Origin of the sequence: Clostridium mobile, assembly GCF_018918285.1 — a bacterium.
GTDB lineage: Bacteria > Bacillota > Clostridia > Clostridiales > Clostridiaceae > Clostridium_AW > Clostridium_AW mobile.
In genome coordinates this window covers 514600-539121 of record NZ_JAHLQF010000001.1, presented here as the reverse complement: position 1 = coordinate 539121, position 24522 = coordinate 514600, and the positions used below count along the sequence as shown (strand labels likewise).

The 24522-nt window shown below is 29.9% G+C and carries 25 protein-coding genes; 23 read left to right on the top strand and 2 right to left on the bottom strand.

Annotated features, from left to right (window positions below):
• Positions 1–74 precede the first annotated feature (74 nt).
• The 23 genes from KQI86_RS02740 (at position 75) to KQI86_RS02630 (ending at position 21671) form a co-directional block, all read left to right on the top strand.
• Positions 75–1325: a hypothetical protein gene (locus KQI86_RS02740; protein WP_216437625.1), complete on the top strand. Its 1251-nt coding sequence runs from the start codon at positions 75–77 to the stop codon at positions 1323–1325.
• Between the two features lie 32 nt (positions 1326–1357).
• Positions 1358–2458 carry a hypothetical protein gene (locus tag KQI86_RS02735; protein WP_216437624.1) on the top strand — a complete coding sequence of 367 codons (1101 nt, stop codon included), beginning with the start codon at positions 1358–1360 and terminating at the stop codon, positions 2456–2458.
• Positions 2459–2661: 203 nt separating this feature from the next.
• Positions 2662–3252 carry a bifunctional transcriptional activator/DNA repair enzyme AdaA gene (locus tag KQI86_RS02730; protein ID WP_216437623.1) on the top strand — a complete coding sequence of 197 codons (591 nt, stop codon included), beginning with the start codon at positions 2662–2664 and terminating at the stop codon, positions 3250–3252.
• Positions 3253–3301: 49 nt separating this feature from the next.
• Positions 3302–3955, top strand: coding sequence for a (Fe-S)-binding protein (locus KQI86_RS02725; protein ID WP_216437622.1), 654 nt, complete (start codon positions 3302–3304; stop codon positions 3953–3955).
• 111 nt (positions 3956–4066) lie between these two features.
• Positions 4067–4540 (top strand): methylated-DNA--[protein]-cysteine S-methyltransferase, encoded by a 474-nt coding sequence (locus tag KQI86_RS02720; protein WP_216437621.1) that lies wholly within the window; start codon positions 4067–4069, stop codon positions 4538–4540.
• Positions 4541–4645: 105 nt separating this feature from the next.
• Entirely contained in the window at positions 4646–5266 is a 621-nt protein-coding gene (locus tag KQI86_RS02715; RefSeq protein WP_216437620.1) for a TetR/AcrR family transcriptional regulator, read from the top strand.
• Positions 5267–5283: 17 nt separating this feature from the next.
• Positions 5284–6171, top strand: coding sequence for an ABC transporter ATP-binding protein (locus tag KQI86_RS02710; RefSeq protein WP_216437619.1), 888 nt, complete (start codon positions 5284–5286; stop codon positions 6169–6171).
• Positions 6172–6176: 5 nt separating this feature from the next.
• Positions 6177–6974 (top strand): ABC transporter permease subunit, encoded by a 798-nt coding sequence (locus KQI86_RS02705; protein ID WP_216437618.1) that lies wholly within the window; start codon positions 6177–6179, stop codon positions 6972–6974.
• Positions 6975–7017: 43 nt separating this feature from the next.
• Entirely contained in the window at positions 7018–7815 is a 798-nt protein-coding gene (locus KQI86_RS02700; RefSeq protein WP_216437617.1) for an ABC transporter permease subunit, read from the top strand.
• Between the two features lie 356 nt (positions 7816–8171).
• Complete coding sequence (locus KQI86_RS02695) at positions 8172–8381, top strand: hypothetical protein (protein WP_216437616.1); 210 nt, start codon at positions 8172–8174, stop codon at positions 8379–8381.
• A 256-nt stretch (positions 8382–8637) separates the two neighbouring features.
• Complete coding sequence (locus KQI86_RS02690) at positions 8638–9798, top strand: DUF819 family protein (protein WP_216437615.1); 1161 nt, start codon at positions 8638–8640, stop codon at positions 9796–9798.
• 30 nt (positions 9799–9828) lie between these two features.
• Positions 9829–11238, top strand: a complete 1410-nt coding sequence (locus KQI86_RS02685; RefSeq protein WP_216437614.1) for an SH3 domain-containing protein — start codon at positions 9829–9831, stop codon at positions 11236–11238.
• 37 nt (positions 11239–11275) lie between these two features.
• The gene (locus KQI86_RS02680; protein WP_216437613.1) at positions 11276–11602 is read left to right on the top strand and encodes a DUF3870 domain-containing protein; all 327 of its coding nucleotides are present in this window, start codon (positions 11276–11278) and stop codon (positions 11600–11602) included.
• A 148-nt stretch (positions 11603–11750) separates the two neighbouring features.
• Positions 11751–12842: a dipeptide epimerase gene (locus KQI86_RS02675; protein ID WP_216437612.1), complete on the top strand. Its 1092-nt coding sequence runs from the start codon at positions 11751–11753 to the stop codon at positions 12840–12842.
• A 97-nt stretch (positions 12843–12939) separates the two neighbouring features.
• Complete coding sequence (locus tag KQI86_RS02670) at positions 12940–14235, top strand: GntT/GntP/DsdX family permease (protein ID WP_216437611.1); 1296 nt, start codon at positions 12940–12942, stop codon at positions 14233–14235.
• Between the two features lie 15 nt (positions 14236–14250).
• The gene (locus KQI86_RS02665; protein WP_216437610.1) at positions 14251–15042 is read left to right on the top strand and encodes a serine hydrolase; all 792 of its coding nucleotides are present in this window, start codon (positions 14251–14253) and stop codon (positions 15040–15042) included.
• Between the two features lie 561 nt (positions 15043–15603).
• A complete protein-coding gene (locus KQI86_RS02660; protein WP_216437609.1) occupies positions 15604–15981 on the top strand; it encodes a YbaN family protein in 378 nt (125 codons plus the stop codon).
• Between the two features lie 24 nt (positions 15982–16005).
• A complete protein-coding gene (locus KQI86_RS02655; protein ID WP_216437608.1) occupies positions 16006–16299 on the top strand; it encodes a nitrous oxide-stimulated promoter family protein in 294 nt (97 codons plus the stop codon).
• A 68-nt stretch (positions 16300–16367) separates the two neighbouring features.
• Entirely contained in the window at positions 16368–17375 is a 1008-nt protein-coding gene (locus tag KQI86_RS02650) for a helix-turn-helix domain-containing protein (protein ID WP_216437607.1), read from the top strand.
• A gap of 36 nt (positions 17376–17411) precedes the next feature.
• Positions 17412–17639, top strand: a complete 228-nt coding sequence (locus tag KQI86_RS02645; RefSeq protein WP_216437606.1) for a hypothetical protein — start codon at positions 17412–17414, stop codon at positions 17637–17639.
• A 28-nt stretch (positions 17640–17667) separates the two neighbouring features.
• The gene (locus KQI86_RS02640; protein WP_216437605.1) at positions 17668–18147 is read left to right on the top strand and encodes a Fur family transcriptional regulator; all 480 of its coding nucleotides are present in this window, start codon (positions 17668–17670) and stop codon (positions 18145–18147) included.
• Positions 18137–19957 (top strand): ABC transporter ATP-binding protein, encoded by a 1821-nt coding sequence (locus tag KQI86_RS02635; protein ID WP_216438291.1) that lies wholly within the window; start codon positions 18137–18139, stop codon positions 19955–19957. The genes KQI86_RS02640 and KQI86_RS02635 overlap by 11 nt, the downstream gene beginning before the upstream one ends.
• A complete protein-coding gene (locus tag KQI86_RS02630) occupies positions 19941–21671 on the top strand; it encodes an ABC transporter ATP-binding protein (protein ID WP_216437604.1) in 1731 nt (576 codons plus the stop codon). Before KQI86_RS02635 ends, KQI86_RS02630 begins: the two co-directional genes overlap by 17 nt.
• A 124-nt stretch (positions 21672–21795) precedes the next feature.
• Here the strand turns inward: KQI86_RS02630 and KQI86_RS02625 are convergent, their stop codons facing one another.
• Positions 21796–23469 (bottom strand): FAD-dependent oxidoreductase, encoded by a 1674-nt coding sequence (locus KQI86_RS02625; RefSeq protein ID WP_216437603.1) that lies wholly within the window; start codon positions 23467–23469, stop codon positions 21796–21798.
• A gap of 162 nt (positions 23470–23631) precedes the next feature.
• The gene (gene ahpC / locus KQI86_RS02620) at positions 23632–24213 is read right to left on the bottom strand and encodes an alkyl hydroperoxide reductase subunit C (RefSeq protein ID WP_216437602.1); all 582 of its coding nucleotides are present in this window, start codon (positions 24211–24213) and stop codon (positions 23632–23634) included.
• Positions 24214–24522: the final 309 nt, after the last annotated feature.

Genomic DNA, 24522 nt, shown 5'->3' with positions numbered 1-24522 from the left:
TCCATGTGTTGTAAAGATTTTTATAGTATAAACGATAAATAATCAATATTATAAAAATGTAGGTACTGAAATTTATGAAGAGTGTTTTAAGTGAATTAGATAAAATAAAGGTTTTAGATAAAGATGATATTGTAAATATTAAGAGTTATATACAGAAAAAATACCCTGAAAATGTTGCAAAAGAAAATTCAATAATACTTTCACATGCTATTAATAAAATCATATATAAGGAATTAGAAGGATTACCAGAGCACTTAAAGTCCTCTGTTAAAAACAATATAATAAAAAATACCTTAGGTAAGGATAAAATGTCCATTACCTTCTGTGATATTTTTGAAGCTTATACAACAGAGGAAGACATAGTGAAAAACTATGCAGAAGAATTAATAGACTGGATTAATTTAAATGCAAAAATTGAAATTTCAACGGAGGATGTACATAAGTATTTAGGATCAATAGGATTTAAAGATATAGATTTAAGTACTTCCACAAATGAAGAATTGCATTTTAAAGATGAGAGTAATATTGATGACGGTATTGAAGAATTTAAAGATGAGAGCAATATGGATGGCAGTATTGAAGAAATTAAAGATGAGAGCGATATCGATGATAGTATTGAAGAGTTTAAAGCTGAAAGCAATGCCGATGACAGTATTGAAAAATTGGAAAATCCTCAAAATAGGGAATGGAAAAAGACTTTATCTAATAATTTGTCTCATTCAAAAAACTTAAAAAAAGTTGCATGTATAGCCATTACGGCTATTTTTATTATACCTTTGTACAATGTAATCAGAGGTTCTTATTTTAATAGAAGCGTGGAGCAAGAGAAAATAGAAAATTATGTTGTTAAATCAGATAAAAAGGAAGAGATTTCAACGGAGTATCCCAATTTGCATCTTCCTAAATATATGAGATATGAAGAAATAAACAAAGAAAAATTAATAGATTTTTTAAATAAACGGAATTCTCTTTTAGCTGAAGAACCATATTTCTCTACTATATTTTATGTAGCAAAAGAGTTCAATTTAAATCCTATTGTGCTTTTTTCCATAACAGGACAAGAACAAAGTTTTGTACCTAAAAGCCATAAGGATGCTTATAAAATAGCCAATAATCCATTTAATGTATATTATAGTTGGATAGAATACAATACAGATATAAATGATGCCACTAGGATAGCTTCTAGAACTGTAATTAATTTATCTGAAAATAGACCAGAGGATAAAGACCCTTTTTTATGGATAGGCAGAAAATATGCTGAAGATAAGAATTGGGGTAAGGGAGTAAGGTTGATCTTTGAAGAGTTAATGAAATATGTAGAATAGGGCAAACTTTATTAATAAGTAGGTGTTTTTACGTGAACTTAGTTGATTTAAGAGAATTTGAGTTTGAAATGAATAAAATAATTTCATTTGAGAATAGTGAATTTATTTTTGGAAATAAAGAATTTGAAGAAGGTATCTATAAAAATTATATATATACTAATTCATACGAAGTACAAGAAGACTGTACTAAAACATCTATATATGCAGTTAGTCTTATAGATGAGTCAATAGATAAACTTTATTCCATAAAAAAGGAGGCAAGTACTATTTTTTTAAGTGAAAGATATGTACTTTTTATGGGAAATGATTTTGAAATTGATGAGGAACATTCTGATGTACAAAAAGATATCCATGGAGAGTATGATTATGCTATTTTATGTAATTTAAAAGATAAAAAAGAATATGAAGTAAAGGATAAAAGAGTTGTTCTAGGAATCAGAGATTATTTTATTCCCTATGACATTGATGACAGTAGACATATTGCTTTTGAAGAAGCATATATGGAAGATTGGGAACTAGAAGAAATGTTTTGGGAAGGAATTAAAAAAGAGAACTTTTATAGAAATGGCTATAGAGAAAGTATTAATATTATTTCTTTACAGAGATTTATCCAATTTGTAAAAAGTGGATGTAAACTAATTCCTTTTAATCAGATTCATAATACAGAACTTACTGCATGGATAAGATATTTTGGCATGGATGATGAAAGTATTTATTATAGAGTAAAGGATTTTGAGAGCAAAATACAACATATATATTCAGTTAATAAAAAAACATTAGAGAAAAAGTTATTAAAATCCATACAAATGAATGACAGTAAGTTTTCATATTCAACAAATTTTATTTGGTATGATATAGAGAATAGAAGAATATATGAAATAAGAATTATAGAGAATAAGATAAAACAGATAAAAGAAATTTTTGATGAAGATTTTACTTTTGAATATGGTGAATTAAAAGAAGATTTTGAAGGAATAATTGAGGACTATTTTATAACGAGTTTTTGGACAGAAGATGATAATGGAGATAATTACAAGAATTTTGTTAAGATAAGAGATATTAAAAATGGAAACATAAATAGTTATGAAGGGACATGTGTAATATTAAAAGATAACATTATACTATTTAAATAACCCTTGTATTATAAAAACAAAGATAACTGCAAAACAAGTTGCAGTTACCTTTGTTTTTTTATTATTTAAGCTTATATAGTATAATGATTATATGACAAACTTTAAAAATATAGCATAAAAAAGGTTAGCAAAATACAGGAAGAAGTTTTAAAATTATAAGTGTATTATAGTTATTAAGATATTATTCCATGGAGGCTTAAAGCATGAAAAAAAATAATGAAATCGTTAATGAAGAGAAATGGAATGCTATTATAAATTGTAACAGGCAGTATGATGGTTTATTTTATTATGCTGTGAAAACAACAGGTATTTTCTGCAGACCATCCTGTAGAGCTAAGCCACCACTAAAAAAGAATATCTTGTTTTTTAATAGTTCGGGGGATGCAATTGATGCAGGTTTTAGACCATGTAAAATGTGTAGGCCTGATATCAATGACCATATTTATGAACCTAATAAGATGCTAATTCAAAAGGTAAAAGAAATTTTGGATCATGATTATAAAAGAGAAATTAGCTTTAAAGACATCTCACAAGAAGTGGGTATGAGTGACAGTCATTTAACCAGATTATTTAGGCATTATTATGGTTTAACGCCAAGTGAATATATAATGCAGGCACGAGTAAAAAGATCCAAGGAATTATTAGTACAAACTAATTTAGACATTGTTGCAGTTGCCTATGAAGTTGGATTTAAAAGTTTATCTAATTTCTATAAATGTTTTAAAGAACAGGTCGGTTATACACCAAAAGAATATAGAAGAGGCAATAGTGTAAATAGGGTAGATATGAAATAATTTATTTATTTTTGTAATAATTTAATTAATAAATAAGGGGGATATTATAATGAAAAAAGTATTTGCACCAGGGTGCGCACTAATGATCTATAAGCCGGAGCTTGGAAGAAAGATTCTTGAATTTTTGAATAAGGATTTGGGAAATATAGATGAGCATTTAACTTGCTGTAGACATGAACCTAATTTAGAGGGTGAAGCACAAGTAATTAACACATGTCCCGGTTGCGACAGACGTTATAGGGAGTTGTATGATTCAGTTTCTACTATTTCACTTTGGGAGGTATTAGCTAATAGTAATACATTTCCTTTCCCGGATTATAAGGGAAAAGAGATGACTATTAATGATGCTTGTCCTACTCGTAATGAAGAAAGAGTACATAATGCAATAAGAGACTTATTAAAAAAAATGAACATAAATTTAGTAGAGCCTAAAAACACAAGGACAAAAGGTAAATGTTGTGGAGATAACTACTATGGAGTTTTACCTGTGGAGCAAGTTAAGGAACAGATGAAAAAACGTGCTTCTGAAATGCCCGTTGAAGATGTAGTTGTTTATTGTGTATCTTGTTCTAAGTCAATGTATATAGGAGGAAAAAAACCACGATATATAGTTGATCTCTTATTTGGAGAGGATACTGTTCCTGGTACACTTGAACCAGATCAGTGGCATGCCCAAGTTGATAAATTCATAAGCGAGCACTAAAAGCAATTTTGTAGAAAAATAAAAATACGCTAAAAAAGATTAGTAAAAAGAGATTAATAATATGGTGGTATTATGAAATATAGAATTTAAATTATATTTGGGAGTGATTACATGATTAAAAAGTATTATGGATACTATCATTCACCCATAGGTATATTAGAAATAATTTGTTCTGAAGATAAATTACTCTCAGTTATGGTTATAGATAAAGAAAAACCAAGGAGTGAAAGTAATTTAATTCTAGAAAATACTATTATCCAATTAGATGAATATTTTAATGGAAATAGAAAAGAATTTGACCTTAAAATCTCACTAGAAGGAACTGATTTTCAAAAGCAGATATGGAGTGAACTGATGAAAATTCCCTATGGAAGAACTTTATCTTATAAAGAATTAGCTATAAAAATAGGGAATGAAAAAGCTGTAAGAGCAGTAGGAAATGCTAATGGTAGAAATATAATATGGGTTATAGTACCTTGCCATAGAGTGATTGGAACTAATGGAAGCTTAACAGGATACGCTGGTGGATTAGGGGTAAAACAATGGCTTTTAGAGCATGAAAAAAGTTTTGTAAATTTAAAATAGAGATATAAAATATATTGACCACTATAGTCAAAAGGTGTTAAAATAAAATTGACTATAGTGGTCAATTTTATTACGTTATTAATTACTAGAAAGAGGGATAAGAATATGTTTTCAAAATTTTTAAATCTAAGTAAAGAGAAGCAAGAGCGTATTTTAAATGCGGCAATGAAGGAGTTTGCACAGAAGGGTTTTGAAAATGCATCTACCAATGAGATTGTTAAAGAAGCGGATATATCAAAGGGAATATTATTTCATTACTTTAAAAATAAGAAACAGCTATTTCTATTTTTATATGATTATTGTGTTGAACTTAATATAAACGAATTTTATGGAAAAATTAATTTAGATGAAAGGGATTTATTCGTTAGGTTACGCCAAATTTTATCTATTAAATTTGAATTGATGAATAGGCATCCTGAAATGTTTAAATTTCTTGAAGTAGCATACATGGAAGATTCACTTAATGTTAAAAATGAATTAGAAAGTACAAATATTAAATTTACTAAGAGTGCACGTAATAAGATATTTGAAGGAATTGATATTTCTAAGTTCAAAGACGATATTGATGTAAAAAAGGCTATAAATATTATAATTTGGTCCTTACAGAAGTTTAGTGAACAGGTAATGGAGAGAGCAAAATTAACTTCAAAGGAAATTGACTACGATAAAGCTTTTGCTGAAGCAGATGAGTATATAGAGATATTTAAAAATAATTTTTATAAATAATATGGGGAGGCCATGAAATGAATGTTATTGAGATTAAAAATTTAACTAAAAACTACGGAAAATCAAGAGGGATTGAAAATGTAAGTTTTAATGTTGAAGAGGGGGAGATTTTTGGATTCATTGGCCCTAATGGTGCAGGAAAGTCAACAACAATTAGAACATTATTATCACTAATATATCCAACTAGCGGAAGCGCTAAAATTTTTGGAAAAGATTCTATAAAGTTTGCTCCAGAGATTAAAAAAGAGATAGGTTATTTACCATCAGAAGTATTTTATTATGACAATATGAGGGTAATTGATCTTCTAAAATATTCAGCTAGCTTTTATAAAAAGGATTGCAGCAAAAGAATAAAAGAGTTAGCTGAAATAATGGATCTTGATCTTAATAAAAAAATTGATGACCTGTCCTTCGGTAATAAAAAGAAGGTAGGAATAGTTCAAGGATTACTTCATGAACCAAAGTTAATTATACTTGATGAACCTACCAGTGGATTAGACCCTCTCATGCAGCAAAAATTCTTTGATTTATTAAAAGAAGAGAACAAAAAAGGTGCTACAATCCTATTTTCTTCTCATATTTTAAGTGAAGTCCAGAAATTATGCGATAAAGTTGCCATTATTAAAGAGGGAAAAATAATTAAAGTTGAAAAGATTTCTACATTAAAAGAAGATAATTATAAGAAATTTAAGATTGAAACTAAAGATGTTGTTAAAAAAGATTATTTTGATGTTAAAGGTGTGAATAATTTAGAAATAGAAGATAATATTGTGAGTTTCTTATTTAGAGGAGATATAAATTTAATTATGAAAAAAATATCATCAATAGAAATATCTAATCTTTGGATAGAAGAACCAAATCTTGAAGAGATTTTTATGCATTATTATGAAAATAAGGAGGACTAAAGTTTATGAATGTATTTTTGTATGAGTTAAAAGCTTATAGAAAGTCAACAATCATTTGGTCATGTTCTTTAGTCGCATTGATTATTGTATTTTTATCAGTGTTTCCAGCTTTTACGAAGGATATTACAGAATTTAAAAACATACTTGAAGGATTTCCAGAAGTGGTGAGAAAAGCTATTGGGATTTCTCTGGATAACATTTCTACCTTTTTAGGATTTTATTCTTATGTGTTTTTGTATATATTACTCTGTGGTTCAATTCAAGCTATGAACTTAGGAACTTCAATTTTATCAAAAGAAGTCCGTGAAAAAACAGCAGATTTTCTTTTGACAAAGCCTGTAACCCGTGCACAGATCGTTACCTCTAAACTTTTAGCGGCATTAACCTCTTTGATAATAACTAATATAGTTTATTTAGTTGCAGCAAGTTTAATGGCATCAGCCGTGAAAAACCAAGAATTTGATTATAAAATATTTTTTATGATTTCAATTACAATGTTTTTTGTTCAACTTATCTTTCTGTTATTAGGCATTCTTGTTTCTGTATTAGCTACTAAAATTAAATCTGTACTTCCAATTTCACTAGGAACGGTATTTGGTTTTTTTATAATAAATATGTTTAGCTCTATTATTGATGATGAAGTATTACGATATATAGCTCCATTTAAATATTATGATACATCATATATCATTAAAAATTCTTCCTATGAAACTTCCTTTATTATTATAGAAATAATTTTCATTGTTGTTTCAATTTTTGCCAGTTACCTAATATATTCAAAAAAAGACATTCATGGAGTGTAAGAATTGTAAAATTTAAAATTTCGATGTAAAAGGAGATTTATTTATGAATATTTTTATGAGAGAAATGAAGGCTTATAGAAAATCACTTATAATATGGTGTATTGGTGTAATATTAATGGTGGTAGCTGGAATGAGTAAATATTCTGCATTGGGAGCATCAGGTCAATCTATAAATGATATAGTATTAAAAATGCCTAAATCCTTGCAGGCTGTAATTGGTGTAGGAACCTTAGATCTATCAAAAGCTAGTGGATATTATGGAGTACTTTTTCTATATTTAGCTATAATGGCAACTATTCACGCTGCCATGTTAGGGGCAAATATTATTTCAAAAGAAGAGGGAGATAAGACAGCAGAGTTTTTGATGGTAAAACCCATATCAAGAAATAGAATTATTACATCAAAATTATTAGCAGCACTTTCTAATATAGCTATTTTTAATATTATCACTTTAGTTACATCCATTTCCACTGTAGGACATTATGGAAGAGGAGAGGCTATAAATCAGGATATTATAATATTAATGATTGCTATGTTTATTTTACAGTTGATATTTTTGGTTATAGGTACGGCTATAGCAGCTATAAGTAAGAATCCAAAGACTGCTACTTCTATATCCACAGGAATACTTTTATCTACATTTATATTATCTATATTAAGTGACATAAATAGCAAATTTGAAAACTTAAAATATATAACTCCATTTAAATATTATGAGGCTAAAAAACTAATGTATGGTGGCGGATTTGAATATGTTTTTGTAGTTTTATCAATAGTTATTATTGGAATCCTATTAAGTGCAACCTATATATTTTATAAAAATAGAGATTTGAATGTATAGTATAGATTTTCTATAAATTTTTAAAAGAGAGTGTATTTTAAGTAAGGAGTCTTATTTTTCGAAGTTTTAAATAATAAATGTATACCAGTAAATAAGCAAATAAATATAATAAAAATGTATGAAAGATAGTCCAACCATTATAATAAGCAACTTTATCTACAAGTACACCTAAACCTTCGATTAAAGTAGTTAAAATAGAAAAGATCAATATCAATGCGTAAGGATTTATATTGAGTTTTTTAATTAAATAAACAAGTATAGTAGCCATAATAGGATAAAATCCTAGATTAAAAGGAATTGATGCACCAGCAAGATTAAAAGGATATAAAAAACAATAGTTCTTCTGGAAACTCCATATGTTAATTGTATATGCTATTGAGCTAGTAAGTGGAGCTATGGTAAGCAGTAATTTTTTTTCTTTAAAATATAGTATAATCCCTGATATCCAAGGGATAAGAAAGCCAATAATAAAATTAAATAACAATATATCAACCCCTAAAGTTATTTTTCATATTTTATGTAAAGTTATTAAATATAATACAGAAGAAAAAAACAATTTCTATTGAATTTAATTACCATATATTATATAATGGTAATATATAGAAAATTAAGAATATTCAATGTTACTGTTCTGTTTATTTAGGTGCCTAAAGCATTTTAGCGTAAACAAAGCCCAGTAGGTGATAATAATCATTTATTGGGCTTTTTATTTTGAGGCTTAAGTTGATTAGCTAAATAATCATTGTCATTAGCATTTATGCTACTTCTTTATTCATGTTTAATAAGGGAGGGCTATAAAATAAATATAAAGGGGGAAATTTCATGATCACAACGGGTTTTACCTATGTTGCATTTCTAATCTTCTTTGCTAGTATGTTGGTACTGGCAGAGAAAAAATCCAAAACAAAAATATTCACCTATATTCCTGCAATTGTTCTTTTATATTTTGGCGCTATGTTACTTTCTACCTTTGGAGTTTGGCAAAATAACAAAGAGATAACAGCAGTTTATAAAGGATTAAAAGATAATTTGCTACCTGCTATGATATTTTTAATGCTTTTAAGATGTGATATTAGAAAAATTGTAAAATTGGGGCCTAAAATGTTAATAGGATTCTTCTCAGCAACTATAAGTATTATGATTGGATTTGTAATTACTTATGTTTTATTTAAAGGATTTTATGAACCAGATACCTGGAAGGCCTTTGCCGCTTTGTGTGGAAGCTGGATAGGTGGTACTGGAAATATGGTAGCGGTACAGGGGGCTTTAAATGTACCTGATTCAAAACTTGGATATACACTTCTTATGGATTCTATTAACTATTCAATTTGGGTAATGTTATTATTATGGTTGGTATCCTTTGCTCCTAAGTTTAATAAATGGACAAAGTCTAATACGAAATTAATAGATGAAATAGGAGAAAAATTAAATGAAGATAAGGCATCTATGAGAAAAGAAATAGAATTTGCAGATTTAATAATACTATTAGGTTTAAGCTTGTTTGTTTCTGCTATATCTATATACTTTGGAGGGTTAATGCCAAAATCTGAATTCTTCCAGGGAACAACATGGACAGTCCTTATAGCTACTGGTTTAGGAATACTATTTGCTATGACACCAGTGGCAAAGATTCCAGGTTCTTCTCAACTTTCAAACTTAATGTTATATACTATAGTTGCCCTTATTGCATCTAGAGCAAACTTTGCAGAATTAACCAAAGCACCTATATACATTATCTCAGGCTTTGTAATACTTGGCATACATGCGCTGATTATGATTCTATCTGCAAAGGTATTTAAGTTGGATTTATTTACCTGCGGAGTTGCTAGTTTAGCAAACATAGGGGGTGTAGCCTCTGCACCTATACTTGCAGGTGCTTACAGTGAAGCTTTAGTTCCTATTGGAGTTTTAATGGCTCTTATGGGATATATAGTCGGTACAGGTGGAGGAATGTTAGTAGGAAAAATACTTTCGATATTATAAATTTATAAATTCATAGGGGGATTGAAGTATATGAAAAAATTTAAATTAAAAAGTATTTTAGCTATTTTTTTTACTACTATTATTTCTACAAGCGTTTATGCAGCAGGTGAAAATCACACTCAGTTTAAAAGCAATGTACCTAAAGTAACTGAAGACATGATGAAGGCAGACTTTTGGATAAAGAATGCTAAAGATAAAGATAAAATCATTATGGATAAAGCTTCTATAGAAAAATATAATAAAGAATTAGAAAAAAAGACACCTGAGGTTGTAGATCTTAAAAATTATAAAGAAGTATTTAATAAAGAAGAGTTAACAAAGCTTATAAAGGATTTAAGTTCACCTTCCTCTAGCCCTAGATATGATAAAGATGGTAAATTAATAACGGAATTTTACTATAATAAGTTGAATGAAAATTTAAATTTAGAGAGTTTAAAAGAAGAGAATCAAGTTAAATATGGGATTACTGTTAGAAGAACATTGATGAAGACCTATCCTACTCATGAATTACTATTTAAAGAAGGAGATGATTATGAGTTTGATAGATTGATGGAAACAGCTGTATATCCCCTAGAACCTATTGTAATTTTAAACACAAGCAAAGATAAAAAATGGTATTTTGCTCAAATGTATAACTATTTGGCTTGGATACCTGCAGAGGATGTTGCTATAACTTCAAAGGATGAGCTATTTAAATATATAGATACTAAGGATTTTCTAGTGGCTACAGGCAAAAGAGCATTTACAGTTTATAATCCACTGGATAGCAACCTTTCTGAAATTAAATTTGATATGGGAGTAAGAATACCTCTTGCTAGCCAAAAAGAAATTGGCGATGAAGTTTATGGACAAAATACTACAGGAAATTATGTAGTTAAGCTTCCCATAAGAGATGATAGTGGAAAAATGGTATTAAAATATGCTCTAATACCTAGATCAGAGGATGTAAATATTGGCTACCTTCCTTATACAAAGGAAACTATATTAAATCAAGCCTTTAAATTTTTAGGAGAAAGATATGGTTGGGGTGGAATGTTTAATGGAAGAGATTGTTCCTCATTTATAATGGATATATATAGAAGTGTTGGAATAAACCTGCCTAGAAATACAGGGGAGCAAGGAAGAAAAGATCCAGGAAAATCCTACGATATGCCAAAAGAGATGACTCTTGAACAAAGACAAAAACTATTTGATGATATGAATCCTGGAGCAGCGATGTACATGCCAGGACACGCTATGCTATACCTTGGCAAATATAATGGAGAACATTATATGATACATGATTTTTCAGGATTTTATAACAAAGAAAAGGATGGAAGTTATAAATACTATAAATCTCGTCAAGTTATGGTCACTCCTGTAACTATAGGTTCAGAGGATAATGGTAAGACATATTTAGAAGATTTATATTTAGGTAAAGAATTCATATTAGACAAATAAATTACATTACCATATAATATTTCTTGAGGTGGTGTTAATGTACGAGGAAAATACGGTATATGTAGTAGGTAATTCTAAAACTAATACAGATAATGCGATTACAAATAGATTCAATTCGTTCTTTATAGGTTTTGTAGTGGAATTGGACAATGATACTATAGTAGATTTAAGTTGTTCCGCCACTATAAGAACAACTGATGAATTTGTTAGAAGTCTATTTGTTGGAAAAAAACTTATTGAATTTGACTCAAATTGCGAAGAGAGAGTTAAAAGAAGGTACCACGGCTCCTCTCAAAGGGCGATCATTGCAGCATATAAAGATGCAGTAAAGAAATATAATGAAATAAAATTAAGATATTTTTAGATTTACTGTTTTATTTAATGGGATATAAAATTAGGATGAAAATTTATATCGGAGTAAATAAAAGCCAGTAAAAGCAAGTAATAGTATGCTTTTACTGGCTTTTTTGTTTTATAATATGAGAAAATTTAATTAAACGGAGGGTGTAAATATGAAAATTACAGATATTAGGATAGGTGAAATCTCAGTTCCACTTAAAACTCCTTTCAAAACTGCTTTAAGAACGGTAAACAGTGTGGAAGATATAATTGTTGAAGTTCATACGGATACAGGAAATATTGGGTATGGAGAAGCTCCACCTACTGGGGTTATTACTGGAGATACTAAAGGATCTATAATAGGTGCTATTGAAGGACATATAAAGAAGAATATAATTGGTATGGATATAGAAAATTTTGAGGAAATAATGATGAAGCTAGATAAATCTCTATTAAAGAATTTCAGTGCAAAAGCTGCAGTAGATATAGCACTGTATGACTTATATGGACAACTATATAATGCTCCTCTTTATAAATTATTAGGAGGATATAGAAAAGAAATAATTACAGATATAACTATAAGCGTAAATGATCCTGAAGAGATGGCCAAGGATAGTTTAAATGCTATAAAGATGGGATATACAACCCTAAAAATAAAGGTTGGCAAGGATTCTTTAATGGATATAGAAAGAATGAAAGCCATAAGAAAAGCAGTGGGATATGATGTAAAACTTAGGATAGATGCCAATCAAGGTTGGAAACCTAAAGAGGCTGTTAAAGTTCTAAGAAAAATGGAGGATGAAGGACTTCAAGTAGAATTTGTTGAACAACCTGTAGCAGCACAGGATATAGAAGGATTAAAATTTGTTACAGATAATGTATCCATACCTGTACTTGCAGATGAAAGTGTATTTTCGCCGGAAGATGCTCTAACTATTCTTCAACAAAGGGCAGCGGATCTTATTAATATCAAACTAATGAAAACAGGAGGATTGCACAATGCTCTAAAAATATGTTCTATAGCAGAAATATATGGAGTGGAATGTATGATTGGATGTATGCTGGAGGCAAAGGTGAGTGTTAATGCAGCCGTACATTTAGCAGCAGCTAAAAGCATAATTACAAAGATAGATTTAGATGGTCCAGTTCTTTGTAGTGAAGATCCTGTAAAAGGAGGGGCAACTTTTGATGAGTATAGAATTACTCTAAATGATGATCCAGGGCTTGGGGTTAGAAAAATCAATGGAATAAAATATTTAGATTAAAAATATAGTATATTAGTCTTACTTTTTTAAAAGCTTCATAAGAAATACCTTTATATATCCAATGTGACAAGCAATATTATATGAGGGGGATTTTTAAATGTTATTTGGTATTTCACCATTATTTGCCTTATTGCCATTAATACTATATATAATTCTTGCTTTTAAAGATATTAATCCAATTCTAAATGTACTTTTGTGTGTTATTATTACAGCTATTTTAACCAATAAACCTCTATTAGGTATGGGTTCAGTTATAGCAGAATCATTAGGATCCTTTTTATCATTAGTGGGATTTATTATAATGCTTGGTTCAGCGTTAGGAGCAGTCCTTAAAAAAACTGGAGTTGCGGAAAATATAGTTAGAACAGTTATGAAGAAAATAGGAATTAATACGGAGAAAAAAGCTGTTTTATCTTCAATGATTACTTCAATGGTTTTAACAGCATTACTTGGGACTCTGGCTGGAGCAAACGCTATTATAGCCCCCATAATAATTCCATTAGTAGCAGCCATAGGAATTACTCCATCTGCACTAGCGGCAGTGTTTATGGGAGCAGGTCTTACTGGGTTATTTATAGGACCTTTTTCACCACAAGTAGTAACAATTATGGGATTAACAGGATTAAGCTATGGGCAATATTTAATATCTGCTGGATTACCGGTAACAGCTGTTTGTTTAATAGTAACTTATATTATGGCTAATAGAATTCAAAAGAATACAAAGGGTATTTATGTCTATGAGCATGTTGAAAATATTGATGTTAATGAAGTAGCAAGTGTTGAAGCGAAAAGAGCTACTTATGCATTCTTAATTACTTTAGTACTTTTAATTATTTATGGCATTTATGTAAAGAGCGGAGCTTCTTATGCTGTAGTTGTTATGTTTACAGCAGCCATCGTTACAGGAGTTGCAGCTAAATTAAGTTTGAATGATTTATTTGATACATTAGTTCAAGGTGCGTCACGTATGATGTGGTTGTTTATAATGTTTATTTTATTTAATCCATTTATAACATTTATTGAAGAGTCAGGAGCGTTTGAAGCTTTAGTTGATGTATTAAAACCCTTATTAGCCTCAGGAAATAAAGTAGTATTTTCCTTAGTATCCACATTAACAGGAATATTTGGAATAGGTGGAGCAGCTGTAGCCCAATCTATAGTAATGGATAAAATGTTTAAAGGATTTGTAGAAGGTCTAGGAATATCTACAGGACTTTGGGCTATGATTTTACTAATAGGTTCTCAAATAACTTCCTTTGCCTATCCAGAGGCAGATATGTTAGGACAAATGGGTCTAGCTAGATCTAAGGATTTGAAAAATATGGTTAAGCTTGGTGTAACTGTAGTTGTATTTAATGTTTTACTTATATTTATAAGATCATTCTTTGGTTAAAGGGGAGGATAGCTTATGAATCTTAAAGAAAAAATCAATAATATGCTTAAAGAATATAAAGGAAATATAGCTGTAGTTATTAAAAATTTAAATACAGACTCTAATATTATGATAAATGAAGAAGAGATTTTTCCTTCAGCCAGTACAATTAAACTACTTATCATATCTGCATTAATGAAGGACATTAGTAGAGGCTTAATGAGCATGGAGGATAAAATAACTTTATTGGATGAATATAAATGTGGTGGAGATGGTATATTAAAAGAATTAAATGAGGGCAATAGTTTTACCATAAGAGAAATTGCAACTCTTATGATCATACTAAGTGATAATACTGCTACCAATATATTAATAGATTTACTAGGCATGGATAAAACAAATGCTATGGCCAAGGAATTGAATTTAAAAAATACTCAATTAAGAAGAAAGATGATGGATTCTGAAGCTGTAAAAATGGGGAAAGAAAATACAACAACTGCAAAGGATATGTGTCATATTCTAGAGCTAATTTATAGTGGGAAAGTTGTAGATGAAGAATGTAGTGAAATGATATTGGATATATTAAAGAAGCAACAGGTAGGAGGAAGAATCAACTTATACTTACCAGAGGATATTGTTATAGCTCACAAAACAGGAGATTTAGATAAATTAGAGCATGATGTAGGCATAATATATCATCCATTTAGTGACTATATAATCTGTGTGTTGACAAAGAATGTAGAAACAAATAAAGAAGGAAGAGAAATAATAGGCAAAGTTTCATTAGAAGTTTATAATAATATTGAACAGATATCAAGTGATTCTTAGCTTCAGATGGAGTTTGCTTAAAAGGAATACTTACTCCAACTGAAGGTTATTAAGAGAGTTCTTAGAAGCTTTCCTTCTTAGAAATCCTTATCCTTTAGGGGAAGAACTTATCCAGGGACGTATCATCCGTTATCGGGAGTATTACGGATGATAGTCATCGGATAAATTAATGTAGTGTAAAAAGGACAGGTAAATCTTTGATTTATTTGTCCTTTTCCTATGAGGATTAAGATCACAGTAATATTTAATGTAAAAATAATAAATTTAAGAATTATTGGATTTTAAATAACATTGGTTATTTTAATTAATAGAGAGAATGTTAATGGCTTAAGTGATATTGATAGTCAGTATCACTTAAGCTATACTATAATAGTAATCACTATAACTCTTCAACAACTAATTTAAGTAATTTGAAATATAAATACTGGTTATTTGGATATAATGACAGAAAAGAAGTTATGGATTAAACTAGAAGAGTGTGAAAAATTTACTTTATATTTATGAAAGAAACATATAGACTAGAAAGTAAAGTTTATTACTTAAATTAGAAGAGGGGAAGTTATGAATAGAATAAAAAAAATATTTTATATTATTATAGGAATACTTTCCTTTGCTCTTGGAGCAATAGGTGCATTTATACCACTATTACCTACCACTCCTTTTCTTTTACTGGCATCTTTTTGTTTTGTGAAAGGTTCTGAGAAATTTGATAGATGGTTTAAAGAAACTAAGATATATAAAAGACATTTAGAAAACTATGTGGATTCTAGATCTATGACTATGAAGCAGAAGGTATCAATACTACTATTTGCGGATACTATGATAGCATTTCCACTTATAATGTTGGAAAATATCTACGTAAAGATTTTTTTACTTATATTAGTTATATTTAAATATTATTATTTTATGTTTAAAATAAAAACCATTAATGAAGAGTAAATAAATCTTTTGAAAGGTGAACATATGAGGAAAATAGAAAAAGAGAAAAAAGTAGTTAAATTAATGATTACACTGTATTGTGAGAAAAAACATAAATATAAAGAGAAGCTTTGCAATGAATGTGAGGAATTGTTAGATTATACTCATAAAAAACTAACATATTGCAAGTTCGGAGAAGAAAAAAATTCATGTAAGAGATGCTCAATACATTGTTATAAAGAGGATATGAGAGAAAAAATAAGAAGAGTAATGAGGTTTTCAGCACCAAGGATAATCATTCATAAACCACAGGAATTTATGAGGCATATGTTAAAATAATAAATTAGAGTAATATGAGTTGAAATGTATATTAAGAGAATATATGCAAACAAAGAGGGGGGATAAACATGATCAATAAAGAAATGAAGCAATATGAGATAAAAAATTTAATTGATCAAAGATGTCCTGTTTGCGAAGAGTTTAGCAAAATTTATAATTTAGAAACTATGGAACATGAATTTGAAGTTCCTAGAGAAATTGGTAATGGGCATTTGAGACAGATTGTTTCTAGTGAAGATATACAAATTATAAATTTTAACACTACTTTTCATAGACATATGGAAATTGAAGGAATGTCCAAAGCTCCACATATTGATATGTTTTTCTGTACTGGGGAGGGACTAGAGTGGGAATTTCAAGGAAAGAGAAATAAATTTGAGCTTCTAAGTGGAGAGAGTTTTTTATCTAAGACTAAAAGTAGAGAGAATATAAAAAGATGGGTTTATCCACCAAAACATCAGTTCAATTTTATAGAAATTAAAATTCATCCTAAAAAATTTGAACAAATTAAGGAAAATATTGAAGAAGAATGGAATATTTTTTGTAAGGGTAAATATGATGAGATATTTTATAAAAATAGGATTACACCACCTATAAATCTTGTGTTACAACAAATAATTAACTGTCCATTTAAGAAAGGGCTGAAAAATATTTATATGGAAGGTAAAATACTGGAACTTCTTTCAGTATATCTTAATGATGCGGTTTATCAACGAGAAAGACATAATACAGTGAAACTTTCTAATGAAGATATAACAAGTATTTATAAAGCTAGAGAAATTTTAGACAACGATATAGTAAACACACCAACTTTAGCTTCTTTATCTAAGATGATATGTCTTAATGAATTTAAATTAAAAAACGGATTTAAAGAGATTTTTGGCGACACAGTGTATTCCTATGTTATTGATAAGAGATTAGAAAGGGCTCGATTGCTTTTTGACGAGAAAAATATGCAAGTTAGTGAGGTGGCAAGCCATGTAGGTTACGCCAATTCAAGCCATTTTGCTTTAGCTTTTCGTAAAAAATTTGGTGTTAATCCAAAAGAATATTTAAAAAATGTGGCTGAACAATAGATAACAAAATATTTAAAAATTGCTGTATCAATAAAAATGATGACAGCAATTTTTTTATTTGTTAATAATCCTTTTTTCATCTTTTTAAATCCTTATATGAGTAGAGAAAGCATAGTGTTTTCTCTTATAATAATTGATATAGATAATCATTATCAATTAATCTTTGCTTCAAATTCACTATATGATGGGCTGTATACAGCTGTATTTTTTAATGGGATTGATTTTGAGGCTAAAGGAGTTTCTACTACAGAGATATTAAAATGATATCTAAAGATAAAAGGAGAATAGGTATATGAAAAACATATCATCAAAGGAAGTGAAATATATAAAAAACAAGTTTACAGAAGAAGGTTACAAGCTGACTAAGCAAAGAGAGATAATACTTAATAATATTATAAAAAATAAATTTAAACATTTATCTGTAAAGGATGTCTATGAAGCTGTTAAAGTTGCCATGCCTAGAATAGGTATTTCAACAGTTTATAGAACTATGATTTTGTTAAAAGAACTGAATTTTTTATGTGAAATTGATTTTGGTGATGGTTGTACTAAATATGAAATTGTTTCTCTAGATTCAAAAGGATATCATCCCCATTTAATATGTTCCAGTTGTAAAAGAATAATAGAAATTAAAAGTGATTTCTTAGATGAATTAGAGTATGCAATAGAGCAGGGAAATAAATTTAAAATAAAAACCTATAACATTATATTTTATGGATTATGTAGTAAATGTAATGTTTTTAAAAATAAAGGAGGTAATAATATTGAATAATAAAAAAGGGATTCCACGATTATTAAAGATTGCTGGAGAAAAGCGTGGTCTACTGCTACTTTCAGGAATATTTTCATCCATTAGCGCTATTTCTATGCTTGTGCCTTATGTATCAGTATATTTTATACTTGCAGAATTACTAAAAAATGCTTCCAACCCATCCTTGGTTAATAGAAATTTCATGATACATTGGGGTATTACTGCATTGATAGGATTAATAGTTGGGATTATAACTATGTATTTATCTGGTTTACTGGCACATACAGCAGCTTATCGAATACTCTATGGCTTAAGAATAAAGCTTTCAAAACATATAGGCAATTTACCACTTGGGTATTTCACTAAAACATCTACTGGAGTAGTAAAAAAGATTATGGAGCAGAATGTAGAAAAAATTGAAAATTTCATTGCTCATCAATTGCCTGATTTAATCAATGTTTCAGCCACAGTAATAGTTATGGTAGTGGCAATGGTTTATTTAAATCCATTTTTAGCAGCAGCATGCATCATACCTATTATACTAGGTTTTTATGTGCAAGCTTCTATAAGGATGGGGGAAAAAGCCAAGGAAAATTTAAAACTCTACCATGATTCTTTAGAAAGAATAAATGCATCAACAGTACAGTATGTAAGAGGAATACCTATTATAAAAGTTTTTGGACAAACAGTACACTCCTTTAGAAAGTTTTATGATGACATGATAAATTACAGAGATTATTGTATTAAATATACAAATCAATTTCAAAATGTTTATATTTTTTTCAAAGTAATGTTAGGCTCACTTTTGGCATTTATTTTGCCAGTAGGGGTGTATCTTTTAAGCGGAGAACCTGAGAATATGGCATTTGCATTAACTTTAATTTTCTTTTTAATTATGGCACCAGGCATATCTGCTCCTATGTTTAAGTTTACAAACTTTGCTTCTACTATAGGAGATATATCTGAAGGAGTTGAGCGTATAGACAATATTCTAAGTGAAAGACCAATACCAGAGATAAAAACTCCAAGAATGCCACAAAATTTTGATGTTAAATTTGAGAATGTATATTTTTCTTATGATTCAGCAGATGCAGCCACCCGTAAGGATGCTCTTTCTAATATAAGCTTTAATGCAAAGCAAAGGAAGGTAACTGCCCTTGTTGGCCCTTCAGGTTCTGGAAAGTCAACAATAGCTAGTCTTATTCCTAGATTTTGGGATGTATTGAATGGTTCAATTTCTATAGGAGGAGTAGATATAAGAGATATAAAAATAGAGGATTTGATGAATATAGTATCCTTTGTTTTTCAAGATTCATTCTTATTTTATGATACTATTTATGAAAACATTTTGGTAGGAAGACCAGATGCAACTAAGGAAGAAGTATACGCCGCGGCAAAGGCTGCTCAATGTAAAGAATTCATTGAAAAACTTCCAAATGGATATGAAACCCTTATAGGAGAGGGAGGAATATATCTTTCTGGTGGTGAGGCGCAAAGATTGGCGGTGGCTAGAGCTATACTTAAAAACTCTCCTATATTAGTTTTAGATGAAGCAACGGCTTTTGCAGATCCAGAAAATGAATATCATATGCAATTAGCCCTTAAAGAACTGATTAAAAACAAAACAGTAATAGTCATTGCCCATAGACTTTCATCTATACAGGATGCAGATCAAATTATTGTATTAAAAGAAGGTAAGATTATGGAGAAGGGTACCCATGATAAATTAATATCCATTGATGGTATTTATAAGAATATGTGGGGTGTCTATACTAATTCAGGAAAATGGAAAATGGGAAAAGGGGTGAAGGATAATGAAATTGCTCTATAATATAACTGCTGGTAATCCAAAAAAATTATCAAAACCAATATTTTTTGCTGTAGTATCAAATCTTGTAAATATTTTACCCTTTGCTTTAGCTATAAAAGTGGTGCAGATAATTTTTGATGCCTTTTCCCGGGGAATACCTGTGAATATAAAGGAGCTGTGGATTACTAGTGGAGTATTATTCTTATCTATGATAATAATGTTTTTAGCAGAAATACCTGCATATAGATTTAGCTATAAAGGAGCTTATATGCTAGCAGCAGAGGGGAGAGCTAATCTTGCTGAACATATAAGAAAGTTACCTCTAGGATATTTGACTACTAGAGATCCAGGAGATCTTGGAAATATGATGATGGGAGACTTTACATTAATAGAGCATTGTATATCTCATCTTATGCCACAGCTGGTTGGAGGATTAGTGATGCCAATGATTGCTTTTATTGGGCTATTATTTATTGATTGGCGTATGGCTATTGCAATGTTTATAGCTTTACCCATAGCAATTTTAATTATAAAGCTCACTTTAAAGCTTCAAAGAAAAGTAGGTAAGGGTCATATGGAGGCTAAAACATATGCAGCCAATAGATTGCAAGAATATTTAAATGGAATAGGAACCATAAAGGCATATAATTTGACAGGGGAAAGATTTATTCGTCTAGAAAAAGCTTTCAGAAGATTCATGGTTGAAAGCATAAAAATCGAAGGACTTTTACAGCCTATAGTATTGACAGCCATAGGATTTATTAGAGCTGGACTTACAATAATGGTATTGATAGGAACTCATTTGCTTTTGGGCGGTGATTTAAATGTTACAACTTTTATTACCTTTTTAATTGTAGGTACAAGAGTATTTGACCCTTTGACCACAGCCCTTGGGAATTTTTCAGAAATTAGCTATGATGAGCAGGCAGGAGAAAGAATTGTAGAATTATTAAATGAGCCTATTTTGCCAGGAGAAAAAACTCCTCCTAAAAGACACAATATTCAATTTAAAGATGTTACTTTTGCTTATGGAGAGAAGGAGGTCATTAAGGATGTTTCTATAGATATGAAAGAAGGGGCATTAACTGCTCTTGTAGGACCTTCTGGAAGTGGGAAGAGTACTATTTTAAAATTAATAGCCCGCTTTTATGATCCACAAAAAGGAAAAGTGTTAATAGGAAATGAAGATATGAAGGAGATTGAACCAGAAGCTCTTCTTCAAAAGGTTTCTATGGTTTTTCAAGATGTATATCTTTTTCAAGATACTATTGGTAACAATATAAGATTTGGAAGAGAAGGAGCAACTCAAAAAGAAGTAGAAGAAGCAGCAAAGAGAGCTTGTTGCCATGACTTTATTAAGAAGCTTCCACAAGGATATGATACTCCAGTAGGAGAAGGAGGGTGTACACTTTCAGGTGGAGAAAAACAACGTATTTCTATTGCTAGAGCTATATTAAAAGATGCACCTGTGGTACTCTTAGATGAAGCTACTGCATCACTAGACCCGGAGAATGAAGTGGATATACAAAGTGCAATAAATGAACTTATTCAAGGTAGAACTGTAATAGTTATTGCTCATAGACTTAAAACTATTTGTAACGCTGATAACATTATAGTATTAGACAAAGGAAGGGTTGTAGAACAAGGTGACCATCAGCAGTTGATTTCAAAAAAAGGACTTTATTATAATCTTTGGACAATACAGAATGAAAGTAGTGGATGGAGCATGTCATAATAGGATAGCTCTATTAGAAGTGATTATCTATAGGATAAATAAAGAAGTAATTATTATTTAAACTTATAAAAGTACCGAGCGACTCTTAATATATAAGTTTGCTCGGCACTTTTTATGAATTAAGTTAGGAGTTAATGATATCTATTAATTCTTCAATATTTTTGGAACCAAAGTGGACAGTTTTGTTATTTATAATAATTGCTGGGACGCTCATAAGTTTATATGCAGTTTTTAATTCTTGAAAGTTTGATAAATCAATCATTTCCGCTTCTACATTAGGATTTTCAATAGCAATTCTTTGAGCACCTACAACCACATCTGGGCAGAGATGGCATGAAAGTGAAACTGCTACTTTTATGTTTGTTTTCTTGTCAATGGATTTGATTTTCTCAAGTATTTGTGAAGACAGAGGCTGACCTTTGCTACCAAGATTATATATAGCTAGGACAAAAGAATTTAACTCATGACCACCAGGTACTCCATGGAATTTTACACCGCTATAATTACCTTCGTGATCTAAAAATGACACCACTGGAAATTTGTCAGCATTAATCTTTTCTTCCATTTTAGGATTTGCATGTTTTTCATAAATTTCTACATTGATTTTTTCACTAAGCTGGCCAATTTCCAATAATACATTTTTTAGTTCTATGGACTTTGGATTATCTAAATCCACTATAGAAACCAATGTCACATCTTTTTCTAAACGAGAGAATATATCCTTTAATTGATTTCTAATATCTTTACTTAAAAACTCATTATTATGAGATTCAGTTAAATTAGAATCATGAGTGGATTCAGCAGTAACATCTGGAATATTTGTAACATTATGATGTGACAAATCTTTAATACCTAGTCTTTCTTTTAACTCTGTGATGTATCTTTCAGCACTAGTAGCTGCAATGGCGCCATCGGAAACAGCTGTTACGATTTGTCTAAGGTCTTTAGGACGCAGATCACCAGCGGCGTATATTCCTGAGACATTTGTACTCATGTGTTCATCTGTTAATATATACCCAAATTTATCTAAGGAAACATGCTCTTTAAATAATTCAGTTTTAGGTTGATTGCCTACAAAAACAAATATACCAAATATACCGTCTTTAGGGGAGGCATGATATTCAAAAGTTTCTTTGGTTATATTATTTATAAACTTAGCGTAGTTGAGAACACCCTCTCCACCAGCTTCTAAAATCTCTGTATTAAATTTAACTTCAATTTTTTCATGGGAAAGTACTTTATCGGCAATGGTTTTGGCACAAGTAAATTCAGGTTCTCTAGCTATAACAGTAACTTTTTTAGCAAATCTAGTGAGAAATATTGCTTCTTCAGCAGCAGCAAAACCAGCACCAATAACAAATACATCTAAGTCTTGGAAAAACTCTCCGTCACAAGTAGAGCAGTATGCAACTCCTTTTCCGGTAAACTCTTCTTCACCAGGGAAACCTAACCTTCTTGGTGAAGCACCAGTAGCAATAATAACAGCTCTTCCTTTATATTCGCCTGTATTGGTTTTAATTATTTTAACATCATTAGTAAAGTTTACATCAGTTACTTCCGTTTTAGCAAATTGCACACCAAAGTTTTTAGCTTGTAGTTGCATTTCTTCCATAAGTTTTGGACCAGTGACATTAGGTAGTCCAGGATAGTTAGCTATGTCAGAAGTAGTTTTCACCTGTCCGCCTACATTGTTTTTTTCAAGAATGAGTACATCTAATTTAGCTCTACCAGCATAAATACCGGCGGAAAGTCCAGCAGGACCTGCACCAATTATTATTAAATCATATATTTTATCCATATTATCCTCCTTATTCAATAAAATTTCCAAGTCATCTCAATAGAGTTAATCTATTATTTAAATTTTTAATAAGTGTGTGATTTAAATGATTAAAAATCTTAATAATAGATTAAAAATAATTGATAGTACAAATATAGAGACACAAAAGTGTCTCTATATGTATTAAATTTTGCCTACTAAATCTAAGCTTGGTGAAAGAGTTTCAGCACCAGGTTGCCATTTAGCTGGGCAAACTTGATCACCATGAGCAGCAATAAATTGAGCAGCTTGCACTTTTCTTAATAACTCATCAGCATTTCTTCCGATTCCTAAATCATGTACTTCATAAGCCTTAATTTCACCTTCAGGATTTACTATAAAAGTTCCTCTTAAAGCTAGGCCTTCATTTTCAATTAAAACTCCAAATTGTCTTGTAAGTGCACCAGTTGGATCTCCAAGCATTGGGTATTTAATTTTCTTAATAGTTTCAGACGCATCAGCCCATGCTTTGTGTACAAAATGAGTATCTGCTGATACAGAGTAGATTTCGCAATCTATTTCTTTAAACTTATCATAGTTATCTGCTAGGTCTCCTAGTTCAGTTGGGCAAACAAATGTAAAATCTGCTGGATAGAAGAAGAATACTGACCATTTACCTTTGATTGACTCCTCTGTTACTTCTTTAAACTCACCATTGTGATAAGCCTGTACTTTAAAAGGTTCTACTTTTTCTCCTATTAAAGAAGTTATTAATCTTTTTTCCATAATAAACACTCCCCTATTTTTTATTGTCGGTTAATTGATACCTCTTATTAACTAATAATAACTATTAATTATCGAAAAGTCAATGGTTATTTGGTAAAATTTTATTTTTATTATGTATTTTTGGAATATTGCATTATTTCCTTATGAAATAAATAAATATGGGAATATTAGAACTAATTAGCTACAAGATAAAACTATGACTAAAAGATTATCTATAAGTGGATATGTTTAGAAGAAAAGTGGTAAAATAATTGACAAAAACTTGAATTGCACTTAATATTAATATAAATAAATTATTATTTAATAATT

Bases quoted from the DNA above. Each gene is read 5' to 3' on its own strand.
- KQI86_RS02680 (WP_216437613.1), top strand. From the start codon at position 11,276: ATGTACGAGGAAAATACGGTATATGTAGTAGGTAATTCTAAAACTAAT.
- KQI86_RS02675 (WP_216437612.1), top strand. From the start codon at position 11,751: ATGAAAATTACAGATATTAGGATAGGTGAAATCTCAGTTCCACTTAAA.
- KQI86_RS02700 (WP_216437617.1), top strand. From the start codon at position 7,018: ATGAATATTTTTATGAGAGAAATGAAGGCTTATAGAAAATCACTTATA.
- KQI86_RS02705 (WP_216437618.1), top strand. From the start codon at position 6,177: ATGAATGTATTTTTGTATGAGTTAAAAGCTTATAGAAAGTCAACAATC.
- KQI86_RS02630 (WP_216437604.1), top strand. From the start codon at position 19,941: ATGAAATTGCTCTATAATATAACTGCTGGTAATCCAAAAAAATTATCA.
- KQI86_RS02645 (WP_216437606.1), top strand. From the start codon at position 17,412: ATGATGACAGCAATTTTTTTATTTGTTAATAATCCTTTTTTCATCTTT.
- KQI86_RS02640 (WP_216437605.1), top strand. From the start codon at position 17,668: ATGAAAAACATATCATCAAAGGAAGTGAAATATATAAAAAACAAGTTT.
- KQI86_RS02670 (WP_216437611.1), top strand. From the start codon at position 12,940: ATGTTATTTGGTATTTCACCATTATTTGCCTTATTGCCATTAATACTA.
- KQI86_RS02710 (WP_216437619.1), top strand. From the start codon at position 5,284: ATGAATGTTATTGAGATTAAAAATTTAACTAAAAACTACGGAAAATCA.
- KQI86_RS02695 (WP_216437616.1), top strand. From the start codon at position 8,172: ATGTTAATTGTATATGCTATTGAGCTAGTAAGTGGAGCTATGGTAAGC.
- KQI86_RS02740 (WP_216437625.1), top strand. From the start codon at position 75: ATGAAGAGTGTTTTAAGTGAATTAGATAAAATAAAGGTTTTAGATAAA.
- KQI86_RS02650 (WP_216437607.1), top strand. From the start codon at position 16,368: ATGATCAATAAAGAAATGAAGCAATATGAGATAAAAAATTTAATTGAT.
- KQI86_RS02655 (WP_216437608.1), top strand. From the start codon at position 16,006: ATGAGGAAAATAGAAAAAGAGAAAAAAGTAGTTAAATTAATGATTACA.
- KQI86_RS02715 (WP_216437620.1), top strand. From the start codon at position 4,646: ATGTTTTCAAAATTTTTAAATCTAAGTAAAGAGAAGCAAGAGCGTATT.
- KQI86_RS02690 (WP_216437615.1), top strand. From the start codon at position 8,638: ATGATCACAACGGGTTTTACCTATGTTGCATTTCTAATCTTCTTTGCT.
- KQI86_RS02730 (WP_216437623.1), top strand. From the start codon at position 2,662: ATGAAAAAAAATAATGAAATCGTTAATGAAGAGAAATGGAATGCTATT.
- KQI86_RS02720 (WP_216437621.1), top strand. From the start codon at position 4,067: ATGATTAAAAAGTATTATGGATACTATCATTCACCCATAGGTATATTA.
- KQI86_RS02625 (WP_216437603.1), bottom strand. From the start codon at position 23,469: ATGGATAAAATATATGATTTAATAATAATTGGTGCAGGTCCTGCTGGA.
- KQI86_RS02665 (WP_216437610.1), top strand. From the start codon at position 14,251: ATGAATCTTAAAGAAAAAATCAATAATATGCTTAAAGAATATAAAGGA.
- KQI86_RS02660 (WP_216437609.1), top strand. From the start codon at position 15,604: ATGAATAGAATAAAAAAAATATTTTATATTATTATAGGAATACTTTCC.
- KQI86_RS02685 (WP_216437614.1), top strand. From the start codon at position 9,829: ATGAAAAAATTTAAATTAAAAAGTATTTTAGCTATTTTTTTTACTACT.
- KQI86_RS02725 (WP_216437622.1), top strand. From the start codon at position 3,302: ATGAAAAAAGTATTTGCACCAGGGTGCGCACTAATGATCTATAAGCCG.
- ahpC (WP_216437602.1), bottom strand. From the start codon at position 24,213: ATGGAAAAAAGATTAATAACTTCTTTAATAGGAGAAAAAGTAGAACCT.